The sequence below is a fragment of the Mucilaginibacter sp. OAE612 genome (genome assembly GCF_041806395.1).
GTDB lineage: Bacteria > Bacteroidota > Bacteroidia > Sphingobacteriales > Sphingobacteriaceae > Mucilaginibacter > Mucilaginibacter rubeus.
Window position 1 is genome coordinate 4,507,825 of the sequence record NZ_JBGMUW010000001.1, and the last position, 16,631, is coordinate 4,524,455.

Annotated in this window: 13 protein-coding genes and 1 pseudogene; 7 read left to right on the forward strand and 7 right to left on the reverse strand. The window is 44.6% G+C overall.

Annotated elements, in window-relative coordinates:
• The first annotated feature begins 89 nt into the window (after positions 1-89).
• The 5 genes from ABID99_RS18770 (at position 90) to ABID99_RS18790 (ending at position 4,281) form a co-directional block, all read left to right on the forward strand.
• On the forward strand, positions 90-485 hold the full coding sequence (locus tag ABID99_RS18770) for an ACT domain-containing protein (protein WP_373614754.1): 396 nt from the start codon (positions 90-92) through the stop codon (positions 483-485).
• An 89-nt stretch (positions 486-574) separates the two neighbouring features.
• The gene (pyrR, locus tag ABID99_RS18775) at positions 575-1,123 is read left to right on the forward strand and encodes a bifunctional pyr operon transcriptional regulator/uracil phosphoribosyltransferase PyrR (protein WP_090531558.1); all 549 of its coding nucleotides are present in this window, start codon (positions 575-577) and stop codon (positions 1,121-1,123) included.
• Positions 1,124-1,290: 167 nt separating this feature from the next.
• Positions 1,291-2,223 (forward strand): aspartate carbamoyltransferase catalytic subunit, encoded by a 933-nt coding sequence (locus ABID99_RS18780; RefSeq protein ID WP_090531556.1) that lies wholly within the window; start codon positions 1,291-1,293, stop codon positions 2,221-2,223.
• A 15-nt stretch (positions 2,224-2,238) separates the two neighbouring features.
• Entirely contained in the window at positions 2,239-2,778 is a 540-nt protein-coding gene (locus ABID99_RS18785) for a hypothetical protein (protein WP_090531554.1), read from the forward strand.
• 72 nt (positions 2,779-2,850) lie between these two features.
• The gene (locus ABID99_RS18790; RefSeq protein WP_373614755.1) at positions 2,851-4,281 is read left to right on the forward strand and encodes a serine hydrolase domain-containing protein; all 1,431 of its coding nucleotides are present in this window, start codon (positions 2,851-2,853) and stop codon (positions 4,279-4,281) included.
• 346 nt (positions 4,282-4,627) lie between these two features.
• Here ABID99_RS18790 and ABID99_RS18795 read toward each other — a convergent pair whose 3' ends face one another.
• The 4 genes from ABID99_RS18795 to ABID99_RS18810 are packed head-to-tail and all read right to left on the reverse strand — an operon-like array spanning position 4,628 to position 10,416.
• The gene (locus tag ABID99_RS18795; RefSeq protein WP_373614756.1) at positions 4,628-5,755 is read right to left on the reverse strand and encodes an efflux RND transporter periplasmic adaptor subunit; all 1,128 of its coding nucleotides are present in this window, start codon (positions 5,753-5,755) and stop codon (positions 4,628-4,630) included.
• Entirely contained in the window at positions 5,748-8,993 is a 3,246-nt protein-coding gene (locus tag ABID99_RS18800) for an efflux RND transporter permease subunit (RefSeq protein WP_188833040.1), read from the reverse strand. Before ABID99_RS18800 ends, ABID99_RS18795 begins: the two co-directional genes overlap by 8 nt.
• 18 nt (positions 8,994-9,011) lie before the next feature.
• On the reverse strand, positions 9,012-9,683 hold the full coding sequence (locus ABID99_RS18805; protein ID WP_373614757.1) for a TolC family protein: 672 nt from the start codon (positions 9,681-9,683) through the stop codon (positions 9,012-9,014).
• On the reverse strand, positions 9,676-10,416 hold the full coding sequence (locus tag ABID99_RS18810) for a TolC family protein (RefSeq protein ID WP_373614758.1): 741 nt from the start codon (positions 10,414-10,416) through the stop codon (positions 9,676-9,678). The genes ABID99_RS18805 and ABID99_RS18810 overlap by 8 nt, the downstream gene beginning before the upstream one ends.
• 89 nt (positions 10,417-10,505) lie before the next feature.
• Here ABID99_RS18810 and ABID99_RS18815 point away from each other — a divergent pair, with 89 nt between their 5' ends.
• Both ABID99_RS18815 and ABID99_RS18820 read left to right on the forward strand, forming a co-directional pair.
• Complete coding sequence (locus ABID99_RS18815) at positions 10,506-11,456, forward strand: LysR family transcriptional regulator (protein WP_188833039.1); 951 nt, start codon at positions 10,506-10,508, stop codon at positions 11,454-11,456.
• 1 nt (position 11,457) lies between these two features.
• Positions 11,458-12,660, forward strand: a complete 1,203-nt coding sequence (locus ABID99_RS18820; protein ID WP_188833038.1) for a glycosyl hydrolase family 8 — start codon at positions 11,458-11,460, stop codon at positions 12,658-12,660.
• A 111-nt stretch (positions 12,661-12,771) separates the two neighbouring features.
• Here ABID99_RS18820 and ABID99_RS18825 read toward each other — a convergent pair whose 3' ends face one another.
• The 3 genes and pseudogenes from ABID99_RS18825 to ABID99_RS18835 form a co-directional block, all read right to left on the reverse strand.
• On the reverse strand, positions 12,772-14,091 hold the full coding sequence (locus tag ABID99_RS18825) for an NAD(P)/FAD-dependent oxidoreductase (protein ID WP_354486780.1): 1,320 nt from the start codon (positions 14,089-14,091) through the stop codon (positions 12,772-12,774).
• Positions 14,092-14,308: 217 nt separating this feature from the next.
• A complete protein-coding gene (locus ABID99_RS18830; RefSeq protein WP_373615915.1) occupies positions 14,309-16,363 on the reverse strand; it encodes a glycoside hydrolase family 2 TIM barrel-domain containing protein in 2,055 nt (684 codons plus the stop codon).
• A pseudogene (locus tag ABID99_RS18835) lies at positions 16,361-16,624 on the reverse strand (hypothetical protein); the annotation flags it as partial. The gene ABID99_RS18830 and the pseudogene ABID99_RS18835, both read right to left, overlap by 3 nt.
• Positions 16,625-16,631 lie beyond the last annotated feature (7 nt).

Here is a 16,631-nt window from a genome sequence, read left to right on the forward strand (position 1 = left end):
GCAATTGTATCGCCAGTGGCGTTATAAACGCAAACCCGTGTTATGCACTCGTTAAAAACGAGCGCGAGTTAGTTTTGTATATTTGGGATATGATCACCGGCGAAACCAACCTCAATACCCTACTTAAAAACATGACACCCGTAATTAATGAAGGTGACTATGTTTATTGCACAACATCATCATTAAACAACATCAACACAGATGATATCATAGCTTTTTTTAAAGAGCAAGAAGCGGTAACCCTCATCTTAAAAAAAGAAACCGCCGATAAGTTAAAGCTTGAATATAACTACACAGCCGCCTGGATTACTTTAACCATCCATTCATCACTGGAAGCGACTGGTTTAACCGCTGCATTTGCAACTGCGCTGGCGAATGAAAATATCAGCTGCAACGTAGTAGCTGCTTATTATCATGATCATATTTTTGTGGCGAAAAAAGATGCAGAAAGGGCGATGTTGACTTTAAGAAAACTTGCCGAATAACTGAATTGTAAAAAGTCTCCCCTATCGGGGGAGATTTAGAGGGGGCTTTTGAAAACAAATTATTACTTTTGCCCAAATCCACCCATACGATGCAAAATCTAACACTGCTCGACGGACAAAAGTTTCAAATTACCATACAACGTTTATGTCGCCAGTTAATTGAAAATCATAACGACTTTTCAAATACAGTATTAATTGGTATTCAGCCGCGTGGCATTTATTTAGCCAAACGCGTTGCAGAAGAACTTAGAAAAATCCTTCCCGATAAAAACATACTGCAAGGCGATCTTGATATCACCTTTTACCGCGACGATTTCCGCCGCCGCGAATCACAACTGGTACCTAATCAAACCAAAATAGATTTTATTATTGAAGGTAAAAAAGTGATCATGATGGATGATGTGCTGTGGACAGGCCGTACTATTCGCGCCGCTATGGATGCCATGCAGGCATTCGGCAGGCCTGAAAAAATAGAGCTACTGGCTTTGGTTGATCGCCGTTACTCGCGCCACATCCCGGTATCTGCCGATTATGTGGGTATCGAGGTCGATTCTATCGCATCACAAAAAGTGGTAGTTAGCTGGAAGGATACTGACGGCGAGGACAAGATCGTTCTTGTTTCAGAGGTACAGGAATAAAATATAATATACACAAAGCGTCATTGCGAGGTACGAAGCAATCCCAAATTGTACAGAGCTATCATGCAAGAAGTCTCTGCTAATCGGGGATTGCTTCGTACCTCGCAATGACGGAATAAAAATAAAAATTCAGAAATCGAACATCCGAAATCCGAAATCAAAATAACATGGCAGGACTGAGCACACGACACTTATTGGGTATAAAAGATTTGAACCAAGCAGATATTGAGCTGATATTTGAAACTGCAGATACCTTTAAATCTGTTTTAAACCGACCGATCAAGAAAGTGCCGTCGTTACGGGATGTTACCATCGCTAATATTTTCTTTGAAAACTCAACCCGTACCCGTTTATCATTTGAACTGGCCGAAAAAAGGCTTTCGGCTGATGTGATCAACTTCGCGGCCTCATCATCCTCTGTAAGCAAAGGCGAAACGCTGATCGATACAGTAAACAACATCCTGGCTATGAAGGTTGATATGGTAGTAATGCGTCATCCGTACGCAGGCGCCGGGATCTTCCTGTCAAAACATGTTAAAGCACAAATCGTAAACGCAGGAGACGGTGCACATGAGCACCCTACCCAGGCCTTGCTTGATGCTTTCTCTATCCGTGAAAAATACGGCGATGTAGCTGGAAAAAAAGTGGTGATTGTGGGCGATATCCTGCACTCACGCGTGGCACTTTCCAACATCCTTTGCCTTAAACAACTGGGTGCCGAAGTAATGGTTTGCGGCCCAACCACGCTTATTCCAAAATACATAGGCTCGTTAGGTGTAAAGGTTGAACACAACCTTATTAAAGCCCTTAATTGGTGCGATGTTGCCAATATGCTCCGCATTCAGCTGGAACGTCAGGATATTAAATATTTCCCTTCACTAAGGGAATACACCATGCTTTTCGGGCTTAACAAAACCATTCTGGATTCGCTGGATAAAGAAATCACTGTGATGCACCCCGGCCCTATTAACCGTGGTGTGGAGATCACCAGCGATGTGGCCGACAGCAAACAGTCTATCATTCTCGACCAGGTAGAAAATGGTGTTGCCGTACGCATGGCTGTACTTTACCTGCTGGCCGGACAAACACCAACCATATAAGCGCATGTTTCAGATATGAAATTCAATTTTAAAACATATCTGAAACATACTTACAAAACCGAACTGGTTTATCTTGCCGTTATTGTTGCACTGTATTTTTACGACCACAACAATATCATCTTTCTTTTATTTTTCCCGTTCTCGTTTGTACAGGGTTACTATCGTTATCAGTATAAATTAACCCAGGCCGAAAAACTTAAGGCCAAAGGCCTCACCGAAGAGGACATCGACAACATTAGCTTTGTAAAAAAGTGGGAGCACTCGCGCCAACGCGGTATGTGGAACTATTGTATCATCGACGGCGGGTTTATTTTCGGATTGGCAATATCCCTTATCACAAGTGTAGCCTGGCTAATTTTCAAAGGCAAAGACATGCACACATTACTTGCCGAACCCGGCGATATGTTTGCTTTTATCGGTTTTAATTATATCATCGGAGCCGGTATTGCCGTTATCATATTCCGTATGAAATGGAAATACAATGAGAAACGTTTTGTGCGCCTAACCGATCCTTTGGCCGATAATTACTTTGCCAAAGATTACCAGGATATTTAAGTCAGTAGTCGTAAGTCAACTTTTCCCTTCAGGATAAAGACTAAACGACATTAATTAAACACGAATTATTTCATGAAACTCAGGTTCTGCTTTATCTTACTTTTGTTTATCCCGGGCATAGCCTTCGCCCAAAGTCATCAGCAATTTAAAACCGATTCGGTATTTGTACTGGTGAAAAAATTCTTCAACGCCAAGCAGGCCGACTCCATTTATGCTTTAACCGGGCCGAACTTCAGGCATGCCGTAAGCGCGGGCCAGTTCCGTAGTCTTACCGAGCAACAATTGTTCCCCTTAAATGAAATTAAAGGTTCAACAGTAATCAGCTTTGTTAACAATAAAGTAAGTACCTACAAACTGGTATTTCAGTCGGCAACATTGCAACTGCTTATGAGCCTCGATGCAGGTAATAAAATTGAACTTTTTCTGTTTCAGCCATTTAAAGATGTCACAGCCGATAAAACCACACAGGTACCTACCTCCAACAAACTGCTCAACCCAATGGATAAACAGGTTGATGAAATTGCCCGCCCGTATATTCAAAAAGTAAATACAGTAGGTTTGAGCATAGGCATATTAAAAGACGGACAGATCAGCACTTATAATTACGGAGAAACCGCCCGCGGCAATAACCAGCTACCAACGGGCAATACAATCTTCGAAATTGGTTCTATTACCAAAACATTTACCGCTACTTTACTGGCTTATTACGCCAACGAGGGCAAAGTAAAGTTAACTGATCCCATAACCCAATACCTGCCCGATTCAGTAAAAACCAATGTCGCACTGAATGATATAACTTTGCAAACGCTAAGCAATCATACTTCTGGGTTGGCAAGGATCCCGGAAAACCTTCAGTTTGATTCTGCCAGTGCAGCAAATCCCTATAAAAGTTATAATAAAAGGCTACTGTTTAGTTATCTAAAAACCTGCAAACTCAACAGTAAGCCAGGAGAACAATACGCATACTCCAATTTGGGAGTTGGTTTATTAGGAATGATACTATCACAGGTAAGCGGGAAAACATTTGATCAGATGGTACAGGAAGTGATCTGCAGTCCCTTGGGGATGAAAAATACAGTACAGCATTTAAGTGCTTTACAACGCCCCCACTTTACTAAAGTATATAGCCAATACGGTGATGCGACAGTAGCCTGGGATTTTAACGCCCTTGCCGCCTGCGGGGCCCTCCATTCAACGGTAAATGATCTGCTGATATACGCAAAGGCTAACATGGCAAATGGTACAGACAAGCTATCAAAGGCTTTTGAGCTAACCCACCAAATCACCTACAGCAAAGATGCCAAAATAGCCCTCGGCTGGCACATTATTTTGGTTGATGGTGTAGAATACATTTTCCATAACGGTGGCACTTACGGCAGCAGTAGCTTCCTGGCTTTTAATGCTGATAAGAAACTGGCAGTGGTTATACTATCCAATGCTGCTGAAAGTACGGATGCTGTGGGGACGGGGATTATTAAGAAGTTGCAGGCGGAGGGGAAATAGAACAAAAGAAACAGGGATTATGCGATTTCCCTCTCGAGAGTAATGGCCCATGAATTGACAGTTCCCTCCCTTGGGAGGGGTGCGTTAGGATTCTGTGTTGGCAGGGAGGGGTTTCTACGCCTTGATAACGATTAGGTATCTCGCTTAAACCCCTCCCTACACCCTCCCAGGGGAGGGAATCGCTCAATCCCCGCCCTTAAATTTCTCTAATTGTCTAATGCTGGTCTATTACTCTCAAGGGGGGAATTTAATCACTCGCATAAAAAGAGCCCGAAAACTTTTCAGTTTTCGGGCTCTTTTCTCTTCGCACTATCCAAAAGGCTGAATCTAATCGAACTTCAATTTATTAATATCTCAAGGTCGATCCGTTCCTGATCTCGTCTGAAGCTACTTTTACCAGCTTGTCATCAGGTTTCAGGTCGCCACCGAAGATCTCGATACTATCGCCATTACTCAGGCCTTTTTTAACATCAACCCAAACGGCCTTATGATCAACAACTTTTATCACAAACACCTTTTCGGTCGAAGTTGCTACGGCTGTTTTAGGTACAACATAAGTACTGTCGCCGGCAGGCAATGGTACACTTACTTCGGCAAACATGTGCGGGATCAGCTTTTTGTCTTTATTGTAAACGTCCATTTCTAAACGTTCGGCACGTAATTTTTCATCAAGCGCACCTGCTATACGTTTTACCTGGGCGGTAAATTTTTGGCTTGGCAAGGCTCTTACGGTAAAATTAACTTCACTTTTGTTGCTCAATGCGCCTGTGTAAATTTCAGGCACTGATACCACTAAACGTAAACGGCCCTGATCCTGAACTGTAAACAATGGATCGGTACTTTTTCCTCCTGGACCAACATAGGCACCCAAGTTAACGTTACGACTGGTGATCACGCCATCAAAAGGGGCGCGGATCTCCAGGTAAGCCAAATTAGCTGATACTTCTTTTAAGCCGGATTTAGCGGCATCAATATTAGCCTGGTCGGCGTTCTTTTTAGCTTCGGCTTGCTCGAGGTCGTTTTGCGAAACAGTACCCGGCGTTTTGCTGGTGCTTACCAACCTGTCATAGGTGGCTTTGCTGGCAAAGTAAACCGCTTCAAATTGTTTAATGCGAGATTGCGCCGCAGCCAATTGCGAGTTAATTTCCGGCGCTTCAAGCACAGCCAATAACTGGCCCTGCTTAACTTCTGAACCGATATCAACCAAAAGCTTTTTAACATAGCTGTTGGTTTTGGCATACAGGTCAACTTGTTGGTAAGGGATCAGCTCACCAGGTATGGTGATGTTGCTGCTTAACCTGCCTTTGGTTACCGGCACAATTTGTACAGTGGGCGTTTCAACAGCTTCCTGTTGCTCCTGCTCTTCCTGTTGTTCTTTCTTTTCTTTATCATCCGAGTGGCAGGCACTCAATGAGCCTATTGCCATTGCTAAAACGGCAAGCAGCAGTATTGATTTATTTTTTAGCTTATTCATGGTGGTGCAAAGGGACATAAAATTTACTTTCTTTATCTTCCGGGTCTAATGAAACAGATTGGGTAGTGGCATTACCTTGTACCCAGGCAAAAACTAATGGTAATATCAGCAGCGCAGCAAAAGTTGATGCGATAAGTCCACCAATAACGGCGCGACCAAGCGGTGAGGTTTGATCACCACCTTCACCTAAGCCTGATGCCATCGGGATCATACCCACAATCATGGCCAAACTGGTCATCAAAATAGGACGAAGACGTAATGCCACCGCTTCACGGGCTGATTTTAATGCATCGCCGTTGTGTTTACGTAACTCTTCGGCATTGGTGATCAGTAGCACTGCGTTGGAAATAGATACACCCACCGACATGATCATACCCATGTATGATTGAAGGTTAAGTGTAGCGCCGGTGATTTTTACCAGCAGCAATGAACCAAACAAAACAGCCGGCACAGTTGATAATACCACCATCGACATTTTGAACGACTGGAAGTTTGCAGCCAGCATCAAAAAGATCACCAATACGGCTACCAATAAGCCCGATTGTAAGCTATTAAGCGTATCGGTAAGGGTTTGGCTCATGCCATGCATCTCAACTGTTAAACCGCGCGGTGGTTTGCCTAATTCGTCAATGGCTTTCTGCACATCATTGGTTGCAGTACCCAAATCCTTTTTGTTGATGTTTGCCGTTACTGATAATGTTGGCACAGCGCCTACGTTATCGTTTTCGCCAAAGGTGGTACCTGTTTTAACATCAGCTACATCACCCAAAACCGGGCGGGCCTGGTTTGCCAGTACAGGGATCTCCTTAACATCATTCAAACTGGCCATCTGGTATTCTGGTACCTGTACCTGCACAAGGTAGCTTAAGTTTGATTTTTCATCAATCCAGTTATTCTTTTCGGTAAACCTTGATGATGAGGTTGAAGCTACCAATGAACGTGATATATCATTTAAACCTACCCCAAGCTGTGCGGCCCGTTGCCTGTCGATATTAATATCGATAGTTGGATAATTAAATGATTGACCTATCTGCACATCGCGCAGGTATTTGATATCTTTAAGTTTATTGATAACCTTAAAGGCATACTCAACATTTTGCTTTTTGTTTTTACCGGTAATAGCTACTTCAATAGGCGTTGGCGAACCCTGGCTCAGGATCTTATCAGTCAACTCAATCGGCTCAAATGATAGTTTAACGTTGGGTAACTGTTTTGCCATCTCGTGCCTGAATTTTTCCTTCAGGTCATCAAGATTAACCTTATAATCCTCCGTTAAACTCACCTGCATCACAGACTCCTGCGGACCAGCCATAAACAGATAGATAGGGTTGGTTGAGAATGATGAAGGGTGCGAGCCAACAAATGTCGAAGTTATAGCTATGTGGTTTTTACCCACAATATCGCCCAATATATGTTGCGCCTTAACAGCTATTAATTCCGTACGCTCTAAACGCGTACCATCAGCGGCCCGCAAACGTACCTGGAAGGTACCTGAGTTTACCTTAGGCAACACGTCACGGCCTATGATATTGAATAACAGGAAAGCAAGGCCAAAGGCAACGATTACATAAATCGTTACCAGTATCTTGCGGTTAGGCAACATGCGGTCCATCAGGCGCATGAAGCTATCCCTGAATTTGTCAAAGCGGGTTACCTCGTCGCCTGTATGTTCAAGGGCAGCCTTCATGGCTTTTTCTTTTTGTTCCCATGGCTCACCTTCATCCTCCAGTGCAAAACCATCTTTATGGCTGTGGTCTTCATGTTTGTTTACCATGATCCAGTTGGCCATGATTGGTACAAAGGTTTGCGCCAGGAAGTAAGATACGATCATCGAGAAACCGATAGCCAGCGCCAGCGGCAGGAACAATGCTCCCGGAATCCCGTTCATGGTAAATGCAGGTGCAAACACCGCCAGGATACAGAACAGGATCAACAATTTAGGGAACGCGATCTCCTTACAGGCATCCCAGATAGCCAAAGCTTTCGGCTTGCCCATATCAAAATGCTGGTGAATATTCTCAATTGTCACCGTCGACTCATCCACCAAAATACCTATCGCCAGCGAAAGCCCGCTAAGCGTCATAATATTGATGGTTTGGTGTGCCAGCGACAGGAAGAAAATAGCCGAGATAATACAGGTGGGGATAGTAAGGATCACGATAAGCGCCCCGCGTTTATCACCTAAAAACAGCAATACCATAAGCCCGGTAAGTACCGCCCCTATCGCGCCCTCTTCGGCCAAACTTTTTACCGCGTTAATTACATAAACCGACTGGTCAAACACGAACGACAGCTTCACATCATCGGGTAGTAAGGCCTGGAATTTTGGCAATGCTTTTTTCAGGTTTTGCACTACTTCCCAGGTTGAGGCCGTGGCCGATTTGGTGATTGGCAGGTAAACCGAACGCTTACCATTAATAAGTGCATAGCCGTTGGTGATATCGGCGCCATCTTCTATAGTGGCAACATCCTTCATAAATACGGTTTGGATCCCATTTTTATAAAGCGGGATATCTCCAAAATCCGGGATTTTCTTTATCGTGGTGTTTGAAGGTGCAAGGTAGTTGTAATCGCCTATACGCACGTTACCTGCCGGGGTGTTCTGGTTATTCTCGCGCAGGGCGGCCACGATCTGGTCGGGTGTTAAATTGTGCGAGCGTAACAGGTTTGGATCGACCTTAATCAGGATAGTACGCTGGTTACCACCAAAAGGAGCCGGCGCAACAAGGCCGGGGATTGAGGTAAATGACGAACGTACGTAAACCAAAGCATAATCGAGCAATTCGTTATTGCTTCGGGTAGCGCTGCTCAACACCAGCTGACCAACCGGCAGCGTTGAGGCATCAAAGCGCAAAATGAAGGGTGGCTGCGAGCCCTGGGGGAATGCGGCCTGCGCCCGGTTGGTGTAACTCGTGACCTCCGCCGCGGCCTGAGCCATGTTTGTGCCCTCGTAAAAAGTAACTTTTATTAATGTTAAGCCTTGTATGTTTTTTGTTTCGATGCTTTTTACGCCCGATACGAAAAGCAATAGGTTAACATATTGCTTACCAAAGTAAGCTTCCATTTGGTTTGGGGTGAAACCGCCGTATGGGTGCGATACATATATAACCGGCAGGTTCAGATCGGGAAATATATCGATCTTGATAGTCCGTACCGCATTTATACCGAAGAAGAACAGCCCGGCTACTATAACCAATATGGTAATTGGTTTTTGCAGCGCCCCTTTTATCATTCCCATTGTATATGTGTGTAACTGTTAAAAATTATTGATAAAAATCCCGAAATCGCCGGTAGCTGCTGATTTGAACAGCAGCGCCTGCCATACATTGTTCAGGGCTATGTATTTGTCAACCTCGGCCCGGTTAAGGGTATAAAGCGCCTGTGTAAAATCAACTATATTTGATAGTCCGTTTTTGTACAGTGTATATTTTTGAATATAAGCGTTGTTAGCGGCCGATACTTCAACCGGTACCTCGTTTACATTTTTAAGGGCATTGCTTATGCGTGTTTCGGCCAGGGTACGCTGCGCTTCCAGTTGCTTATCAACCAGTTCGTAGTCGTTTTTCAATTGCTCTGAAGTGAACTTTTGCGATTGAACCTGGTAGTGCGTCCTGAAAACGTTTGTAAAGTTCCAAATCATGCCAATACCAAACAGATAGTTATAACGGGTTGGATCAACACCTGCACCATAGCTGCCGGTATAGCTTGATTGATCAACGCCATAATCCGACTTAAAGCCCGATCCCCTGCCCTGGTAAACACCAAACAAGCTAAAGGTTGGCAAGGCGAAAGTGCGGAGATATTTAGCCTGCTGATCGCTCACGTTTACCCTGTTTTGATAGAATTTCAAAGTTGGATGATCGGTCGCGGCAACAGCACTTAACGCTTCCAGGTTATTGGGCTGCCTGGTAATGAAAGCGCTATCCAATTGAAATTCCTGCGCGGGTATCCCTAAATAAATAGATACGCTGATTACTTTGGTCCTGCACGGCTTGCTGTGAGTTGGTAAGCGCTATTTTGGCATTAGATACCTCGGCATTGGCCAATGATGAATCCACGCCCGGATTTAAACCGTTCTTTACGCGGGCAACTACTACCTTTTGCAGTTCCATCGCACGGTTGAGGTTATCCTGCTGTGCTTTGGCAAGTTGCTGAGCCGCAAGGAGGTTTAAGTAAGTAGCAGCAACACGTACCTGGTGCTGAAATTGCTCCTGTGCAAGATCTGTTTCATCGCGCGATACGATGGTTTTCTGTACGCCGATCCTTTGCTTTGATCTGCCGAAGGCGAAAAAGTCCCAGCTAACGTTGGTTAAATAGAGGGCCCCAAAAGCGGCATTCCAGTTCTGTTTGGCCAAAGCTGGCCCCGATGAGGATACCGACAAGCCACGGTAACCATACGATGGTCCGTTTTGGCCGTTCACTGTTCCGTAGTCCTGCTGCGCGGAGAAATTTACATCCGGCAGATACTCCGTTTTTGTTTCTTTGAGGTATGCCTTAGAGGCGTTAAGCTGGTTTGCCTTCGACTTGATGGAAGCATAGTTAGCAAGGGCCATTTGTTCAGCATCCTTAATGGAAAGGACTTTTTGCTGAGCTTGTACGTGTAAGACATATGAAACACTCAAAAAAAACAGGAGTAATTTTTTTGAATTTGTGTTTAACATGAGGTGTATTTTATACACGGCAAATGTATATCTATATGATTCATGAAAAAAATGAATTAATTTTGTGTAAATCATTAGCAAAACTAATAATGAATATTGCACTACATCATTTCAGGTTAGTTGATACTATTTCAAAAGAGGGTTCGCTGACCAAAGCAGCAAGCGCTTTACACCTAACTCAATCGGCCCTGAGCCACCAGTTAAAAGAGCTGGAAAAGGAACTGGATATAGAGGTGTTCCATCGCCAGGGAAAGAAGCTTCAGCTTACCGAAGTGGGTTATCGTTTTCTACGAAGTTCGGAAAAAATATTGGCCGAAATACGCACCCTTGAAGAAGATATTAACAACTATAAAAATGGCAAAACAGGCAAGCTCAATATCAGTATGCAGTGTTATACAGCGTACCACTGGCTGCCTGGTGTAATTAAGGATTTCAAGAGCCAATGGCCTGATATTAACATAAATATAGTTTCGGATGCCAGCCGCCGACCGCTCGAATACCTCATGCGTGGCGACCTTGACCTGGGTATTGTGCGCACCCAAATGGTGAACACACAAATCGTTTATGAACCCATTTTTGAAGACCGCCTGATATGCATTTTACCGGCCGATCATCCGCTTGCAAAAAAGGCCGTTATTGACATCTGCGACTTCCAGGATCAGGAGTTAATTCTGGCCCTTTATGACCCCTCTTACCAGGAGACTCCGGTCATCGAAACGCTGATCCAGGAGCAGCATGTAAAGCCCAAAACACTTAACCGGATCCACTATACTGATGCCACTATTGAGATGGTAAATGCAGGCCTCGGAATAAGCGTTATGGCCGACTGGATAGTGAAGCCATACCTCCCCGGTAAACACATTGTTACAAAACCATTACATCACAGTATAGCAAAACGCACGTGGTATGCCGCTACTTGTAAGGATACACCGGTAATTCAAAACTTTTTGAGCTGTTTAAAAAACCATTTCTGCAAAACCGAGCTACTATGTAATAATGTTGAAGAGGTTGCTACTTACCCCGAACTGCGTGCGATATAGCATGCTGCTACTTTCTATATTTATACTCAACGGCCTTCATGCACAGGTTGCATTAAGGCCGTTTCCGCAACATTGTAAGTATACTTCCGGTACAATCAAGCCCAATCACCTCAATCAGCAACAGTTGGATAGGCAGGTAACCAGTTTTTACGATCAATGGAAACACAGGTATATAAAACCGGGCTGCGATAAAGAACAGTTTTATGTTTGGTTTGAAAAGCCCGGGAAAGAGTGCGTATCCGAAGGGCAGGGTTACGGTATGGTGATTACCGCGCTAATGGCCGGGTATGATAAACAGGCAAAAACCGTTTACGACGGCTTGTATAATTATTACAAAGCTCATCCGGCCAAAGCATCCCCTTATTTAATGGCCTGGGCCCAGCTAAAGAACTGTAAAAACCACGACCGGGATGCCGCCACCGATGGTGATATAGATATCGCATATTCCCTTCTGTTAGCTGATAAGCAATGGGGAAGCAAAGGCCATATCAACTACCTGCAGGAAGCCAGGATCGCGATGGCGGCAATTATGCACTATGAAATCAATCCTAAAACGTTTTCTGTTTTATTAAGCGATGGCAGCGACGGAGATAGCGAAGATTATTATGATATGCGCGCTTCTGATTTTATGCCTGCCAACTTTAAAGCATTTGAAAGTGCCTCAAAAACCGGTAAATGGCAGAAAGTCATTGATAACAACTACCGCTTATTCGGCTATCTGCAAAAAAACTACAGCCCGGATGCAGGCCTGGTGCCCGATTTTATCAGAGGAATAAAGACTAAAGCCCGGCCTGCTCAGCCCAACTACATGGAGTCAAAGTATGATGGTTATTATAATTACAATGCATGTCGTGTTCCATGGCGCATAACAACTGATTATTTATTATATGGCGATAAGCGCGCAAAAGCTTTTGTAAACCCGATAAACCGATGGATCAAAGAAACTACCAACGGCGACCCTGATAATATTTCGGCAGGGTATACGCTTGAAGGAAATGATATTAAAGGGCGATACTTTGAAGCATTGAGTTTTATTGCTCCCTTTACGGTATCTGCCATGGTCGACAAAAGTAATCAGCAGTGGCTTAACAAGGTATGGGACTATCTCGTGGCTTTTAAACTGAAGGATTATGATTATTACGATAATACTATCAAAATGTTGGATATGATTATTGTGAGTGGGAATTATTGGAAGGTGGAATAGCGCCTCCAACTGTTCATGTCATTGCGAGCGTAGTGTGGCAATCGCACGGAGGCAAGGCCGCTCTGTATAGTATACGATTGCCACACTACGCTCGCAATGACATGGTTTTAATTACTCATAATCCAACAACATTTCCGCCGCCCTTAAACCACTGGTAAGCGCAGCCTCAACGGTCCCCATAGCTATACCCTCATATAAATATTCGCCTGCAAAAAACAAGGTATCGCCTATTGGATGACTCAAAATCTTCCTTGCTTCAGCCGTTTCTGTGGTATCGTAGCTGTATGATCCGCGCGAAAATGGATCGGCTGTCCAGTTGATTACATTCCAGGTAAGGAGTTTTTCTTTCAGCTTCGCGATATCTATCTTAAAGATATTCGAGATAGAACCAAGGGCTTCTATCAGCATATCTTCATCGCTTGTATTTATACGGGCTGCAGCGGGTGGCCCGCCAAGCCAACCGGTAAGCAGCGGGCGATGTACAGGCATCTGGGTCCACCAAACGGGTATGACCTCGTTTGAAAACAGAAAGCCCATATCTTCGAGATCGGCACCGGTCATTTTCCGGGTTTCATCGCTGTACCAAAACGCTTCGTCAAATTCAAGCAAAACTTTGATCACCGCACCAAAGCCAAGCGATTTCAACGCATTAATATAATAATCAACCGGGGGATCAAAACTCAGGGTGCCTTTCAGTCCCGCTTCGGCCTGTAAAATTCCAAGCGGTACAGCAATCAGCAATTGTCGGGCCTGATAGGTTATCCCTATGTCTGTGCTTACCGTAACATGATGTTGGCCCCAGTCAATGTCTTTTGCAACGGCATTTAGGTAGATATGCCCACCTCCCTGTTTAAATTCATCTGCCAGGTGGCTGATCAACCGGCAATAACCACCTTCCACACGGTATTGCGCATCTTCGTGCTCATTTTGCCATTCTTTACGGATAGAAAAGGCGCTGGCTTTTTTTGGATCGGCGTTGTCATAGCCAGATACATATCCTCTCACTGATTCACGGAGACCTGCATACTTTTCGCCCGAAAATTCCTGTTGCAGGAACGCTTCAATACTCATGTCATGCTTCAGCTGCATAATGCTTTCCAGAAATTCGTCCCAATGTTCAATAACGTGTCCTTCGGCTATAAACTTCCCGTCCTCATACTTCCACATGGAGGCCGAGGCGGGGGTGTATTTAATGCCGGCTTCATTAAGCAAGCTTTGGGTTATAGGTAAATCGCCATGAATAAATTCGGCACCCAGCTCTGCAGGTTCTAAAGATGTACCATGTTCCAGCGTATGGATCCGACCTCCAAGTCGGTTACGCCCTTCAAGCAATACAATATTCTTCCCAGCTTTGGCAAGCGTACGGGCGGCCATCAAGCCGGCTGCTCCTCCTCCAATGATAATTACATCTGTATTTTCCATATGTAAAATGCGTTGAGCAAGATAAGCAGATTTTTAAAGCTCCGCCTGTATGACAAGTCATTCTTAAACAAAATTTAACTTTGAAAACAGAACGCGGCACAAGTCCCCCCAACCACTATCCAAGCACACAAGACTTGCGCCAAAGACAAAAAGCAAAGGCTCAAAGCCGCTAAGAAAAAATCTTTGCGTCTTCGCGCCTTTGCGAGAATATTAAGTTTAAAAAGTTTTACGGTAGCGTTATCACCTGCTTATCCAAATTCCAGCCTTCAAGTAATATCGTTGGTTTTACCATGCCCAATTTGGCTACAGGAGCGCTAACGGATACCGTGATGCTTTCACGCGGCGCCAAGCTAAAGTAATTGCCTGTCCAGTAGCTTGGCATTACCTCCTCACCGTTTTTCATCAATTGCGGGCGGACAAAAAATGCCAGTTGATTGGAGTTATTGGTGAACTGCATAGTCCATTTATTTTCACTTACTCCTTTTTCAGCTTTGATCACTTTGCCTTGTACCTGCGCATGTTTCATATCATTCAATGATGTAAAGTCATCAGTGGCCGATAACCAGTAAACATTATGTGATACATTTTTGCCTGTGGCATTAGTTAAGTTTAATACAACAAAGCTTACGCCTTTGGTATTGGCAAGTGCATCTTTGAGCTGGATCACTTCCTTAACTCCGGTTTGTGCTAATCCTACATTGCCAACCTTTTCTGATTTTATCAGTTTACTGTTGATATCATAAATATCGGCCGTTGCAGTTAAGCTGCCTGTTGCATGGTGCGTACGGTTGATGACAGCTATCGATGAATTATCATAATTATATTGAATGTGAACAGGTTCGCAAGCATTTTGCATTGTATAGTAGCCTGCGTTAGGTTCAAGGTACCAATCGTAGATCTGCCATATTACACTTGGCAAGGCCGCATTTAACTTCCAGAGCATTACGCCGCCGGTTTCGTTCAGTTTATGACCATCGGCTTCAAAAATACCCTGGTAGCCTACGGCGTTCATGAGCTGCATCTTGTCCGAAAAATTAACGATGCTACTTGGTTTGCCATACCTTTTGGTCATTTCTTCATAATACTTATCATATTTACCGGCTCCGGTTGCCGCGTCATGGTAGCCCCATGAATTATTAAGCGGGAATGGCAAATTTGTATCCCAAACCAAATTAGGGATGATCTTTGGCAGGGTAGTATAAGGCGGCTGCGACGGTAAGCCTGTTTCATCCTTAAATACCCAATCCTTAGCATCATCGGCCAGCTTATAATAGTCTTTAGGATCCTTCCACTCGTACGGGCCACCGCTGTAAACACCCGATGGCATCTCATCAGGCCACGAGCCCTTCCAGCCGGCAGGCAGTTTGGCAAAACCCGATGAACTTGGAATGAACGGACGCGTACCATCTAAAGTGATGATATCATTACGCATTACATCATATAGCTCTTTACGGGCATGGCCTTCGTTCCCTCCTGTCCATACCAATAAACTCGGATGGTTACGGATGCGATAGATGGTACTTTCTACGTTTTTGATGAATACGTTACCTGCCAGCGGCCAATCAGGCGAACCTTTAAATTCGCCCTGGGTATCGCCGGTGATCCAAAAATCCGACCATACCATCTGCCCGTATTTATCGGCAGCATTCCAGAAAGCGTCCGGCTCAGTAACGCCACCGCCCCAAATACGTACCAGGTTAACATTAGCATTGCGGCACAGGTGCATCTCATAATCATAACGGGCCGAATCGCGGTTCACCATCATATCCGGTACCCAGGCGCCACCTACCAAATGCACTTCCTTCCCATTAACATAAAACTTACGGCGTACAAAACCATTGGCTGTAGTTTCGGCTTTTGAGGCCACCTTGCGGATGCCAAATACAAAAGTGGTATCGTCACTTACAGTATTCCCTTCAGCGTATTGCATACGGATCCGGTATAAGTTTGCTTTACCATAACCGTTAGGCCACCATAATTTAGGCTGATGGATTATCAGCTGGCTAATCTTATCGGCATTTAAGTCGACCGCTTTTTCTTCACCCGCCGGTACCACTACAGGCTGGCTAAACAAAACCGGTGTGCCTGCAAAATTTTCGGGCTTTATACTGATGATTAGTTTACCGCCATGTGTTGCAGTTGTATTATTGGTTAATGTCAGATTTAATGAAAGCTTGGCTGTACCGGTATCAGGTAGGCTTGGCAGATCCGTAACCAGTTTTGGCCTGCCGATAGTTACCGCGCCACTTGTGCGTAAAAACACCGGCTGCCAGATCCCCATATTACGGTCGCGCACGGGCGGGATCCAATCCCATCCTGATGAGCAAAGCATAGTTACGTTTTTGCCAATATCACCCGTTGGGCCCCCATTTTCATAAAACGGACCGAGGGCTTTCAACTGCTCCTTTGCAGGATATCCCGGATAATCAAGCGGATAAATTTTTACGGCGAGAGCATTTTCGACACCCGCTTTAACCACACCACTCACATCGAGGTTATGTTCAGCAAACATACCAGCCATCTGGGTACTGTCGGCAATTTGCTTGCCG

Coding starts and splice junctions, on each gene's coding strand:
- ABID99_RS18770 (WP_373614754.1), top strand. CDS start 90: ATGATCACCGGCGAAACCAACCTCAATACCCTACTTAAAAACATGACA.
- pyrR (WP_090531558.1), top strand. CDS start 575: ATGCAAAATCTAACACTGCTCGACGGACAAAAGTTTCAAATTACCATA.
- ABID99_RS18780 (WP_090531556.1), top strand. CDS start 1,291: ATGGCAGGACTGAGCACACGACACTTATTGGGTATAAAAGATTTGAAC.
- ABID99_RS18785 (WP_090531554.1), top strand. CDS start 2,239: ATGAAATTCAATTTTAAAACATATCTGAAACATACTTACAAAACCGAA.
- ABID99_RS18790 (WP_373614755.1), top strand. CDS start 2,851: ATGAAACTCAGGTTCTGCTTTATCTTACTTTTGTTTATCCCGGGCATA.
- ABID99_RS18795 (WP_373614756.1), bottom strand. CDS start 5,755: ATGAATAAGCTAAAAAATAAATCAATACTGCTGCTTGCCGTTTTAGCA.
- ABID99_RS18800 (WP_188833040.1), bottom strand. CDS start 8,993: ATGGGAATGATAAAAGGGGCGCTGCAAAAACCAATTACCATATTGGTT.
- ABID99_RS18810 (WP_373614758.1), bottom strand. CDS start 10,416: ATGTTAAACACAAATTCAAAAAAATTACTCCTGTTTTTTTTGAGTGTT.
- ABID99_RS18815 (WP_188833039.1), top strand. CDS start 10,506: ATGAATATTGCACTACATCATTTCAGGTTAGTTGATACTATTTCAAAA.
- ABID99_RS18820 (WP_188833038.1), top strand. CDS start 11,458: ATGCTGCTACTTTCTATATTTATACTCAACGGCCTTCATGCACAGGTT.
- ABID99_RS18830 (WP_373615915.1), bottom strand. CDS start 16,363: ATGGGGATCTGGCAGCCGGTGTTTTTACGCACAAGTGGCGCGGTAACT.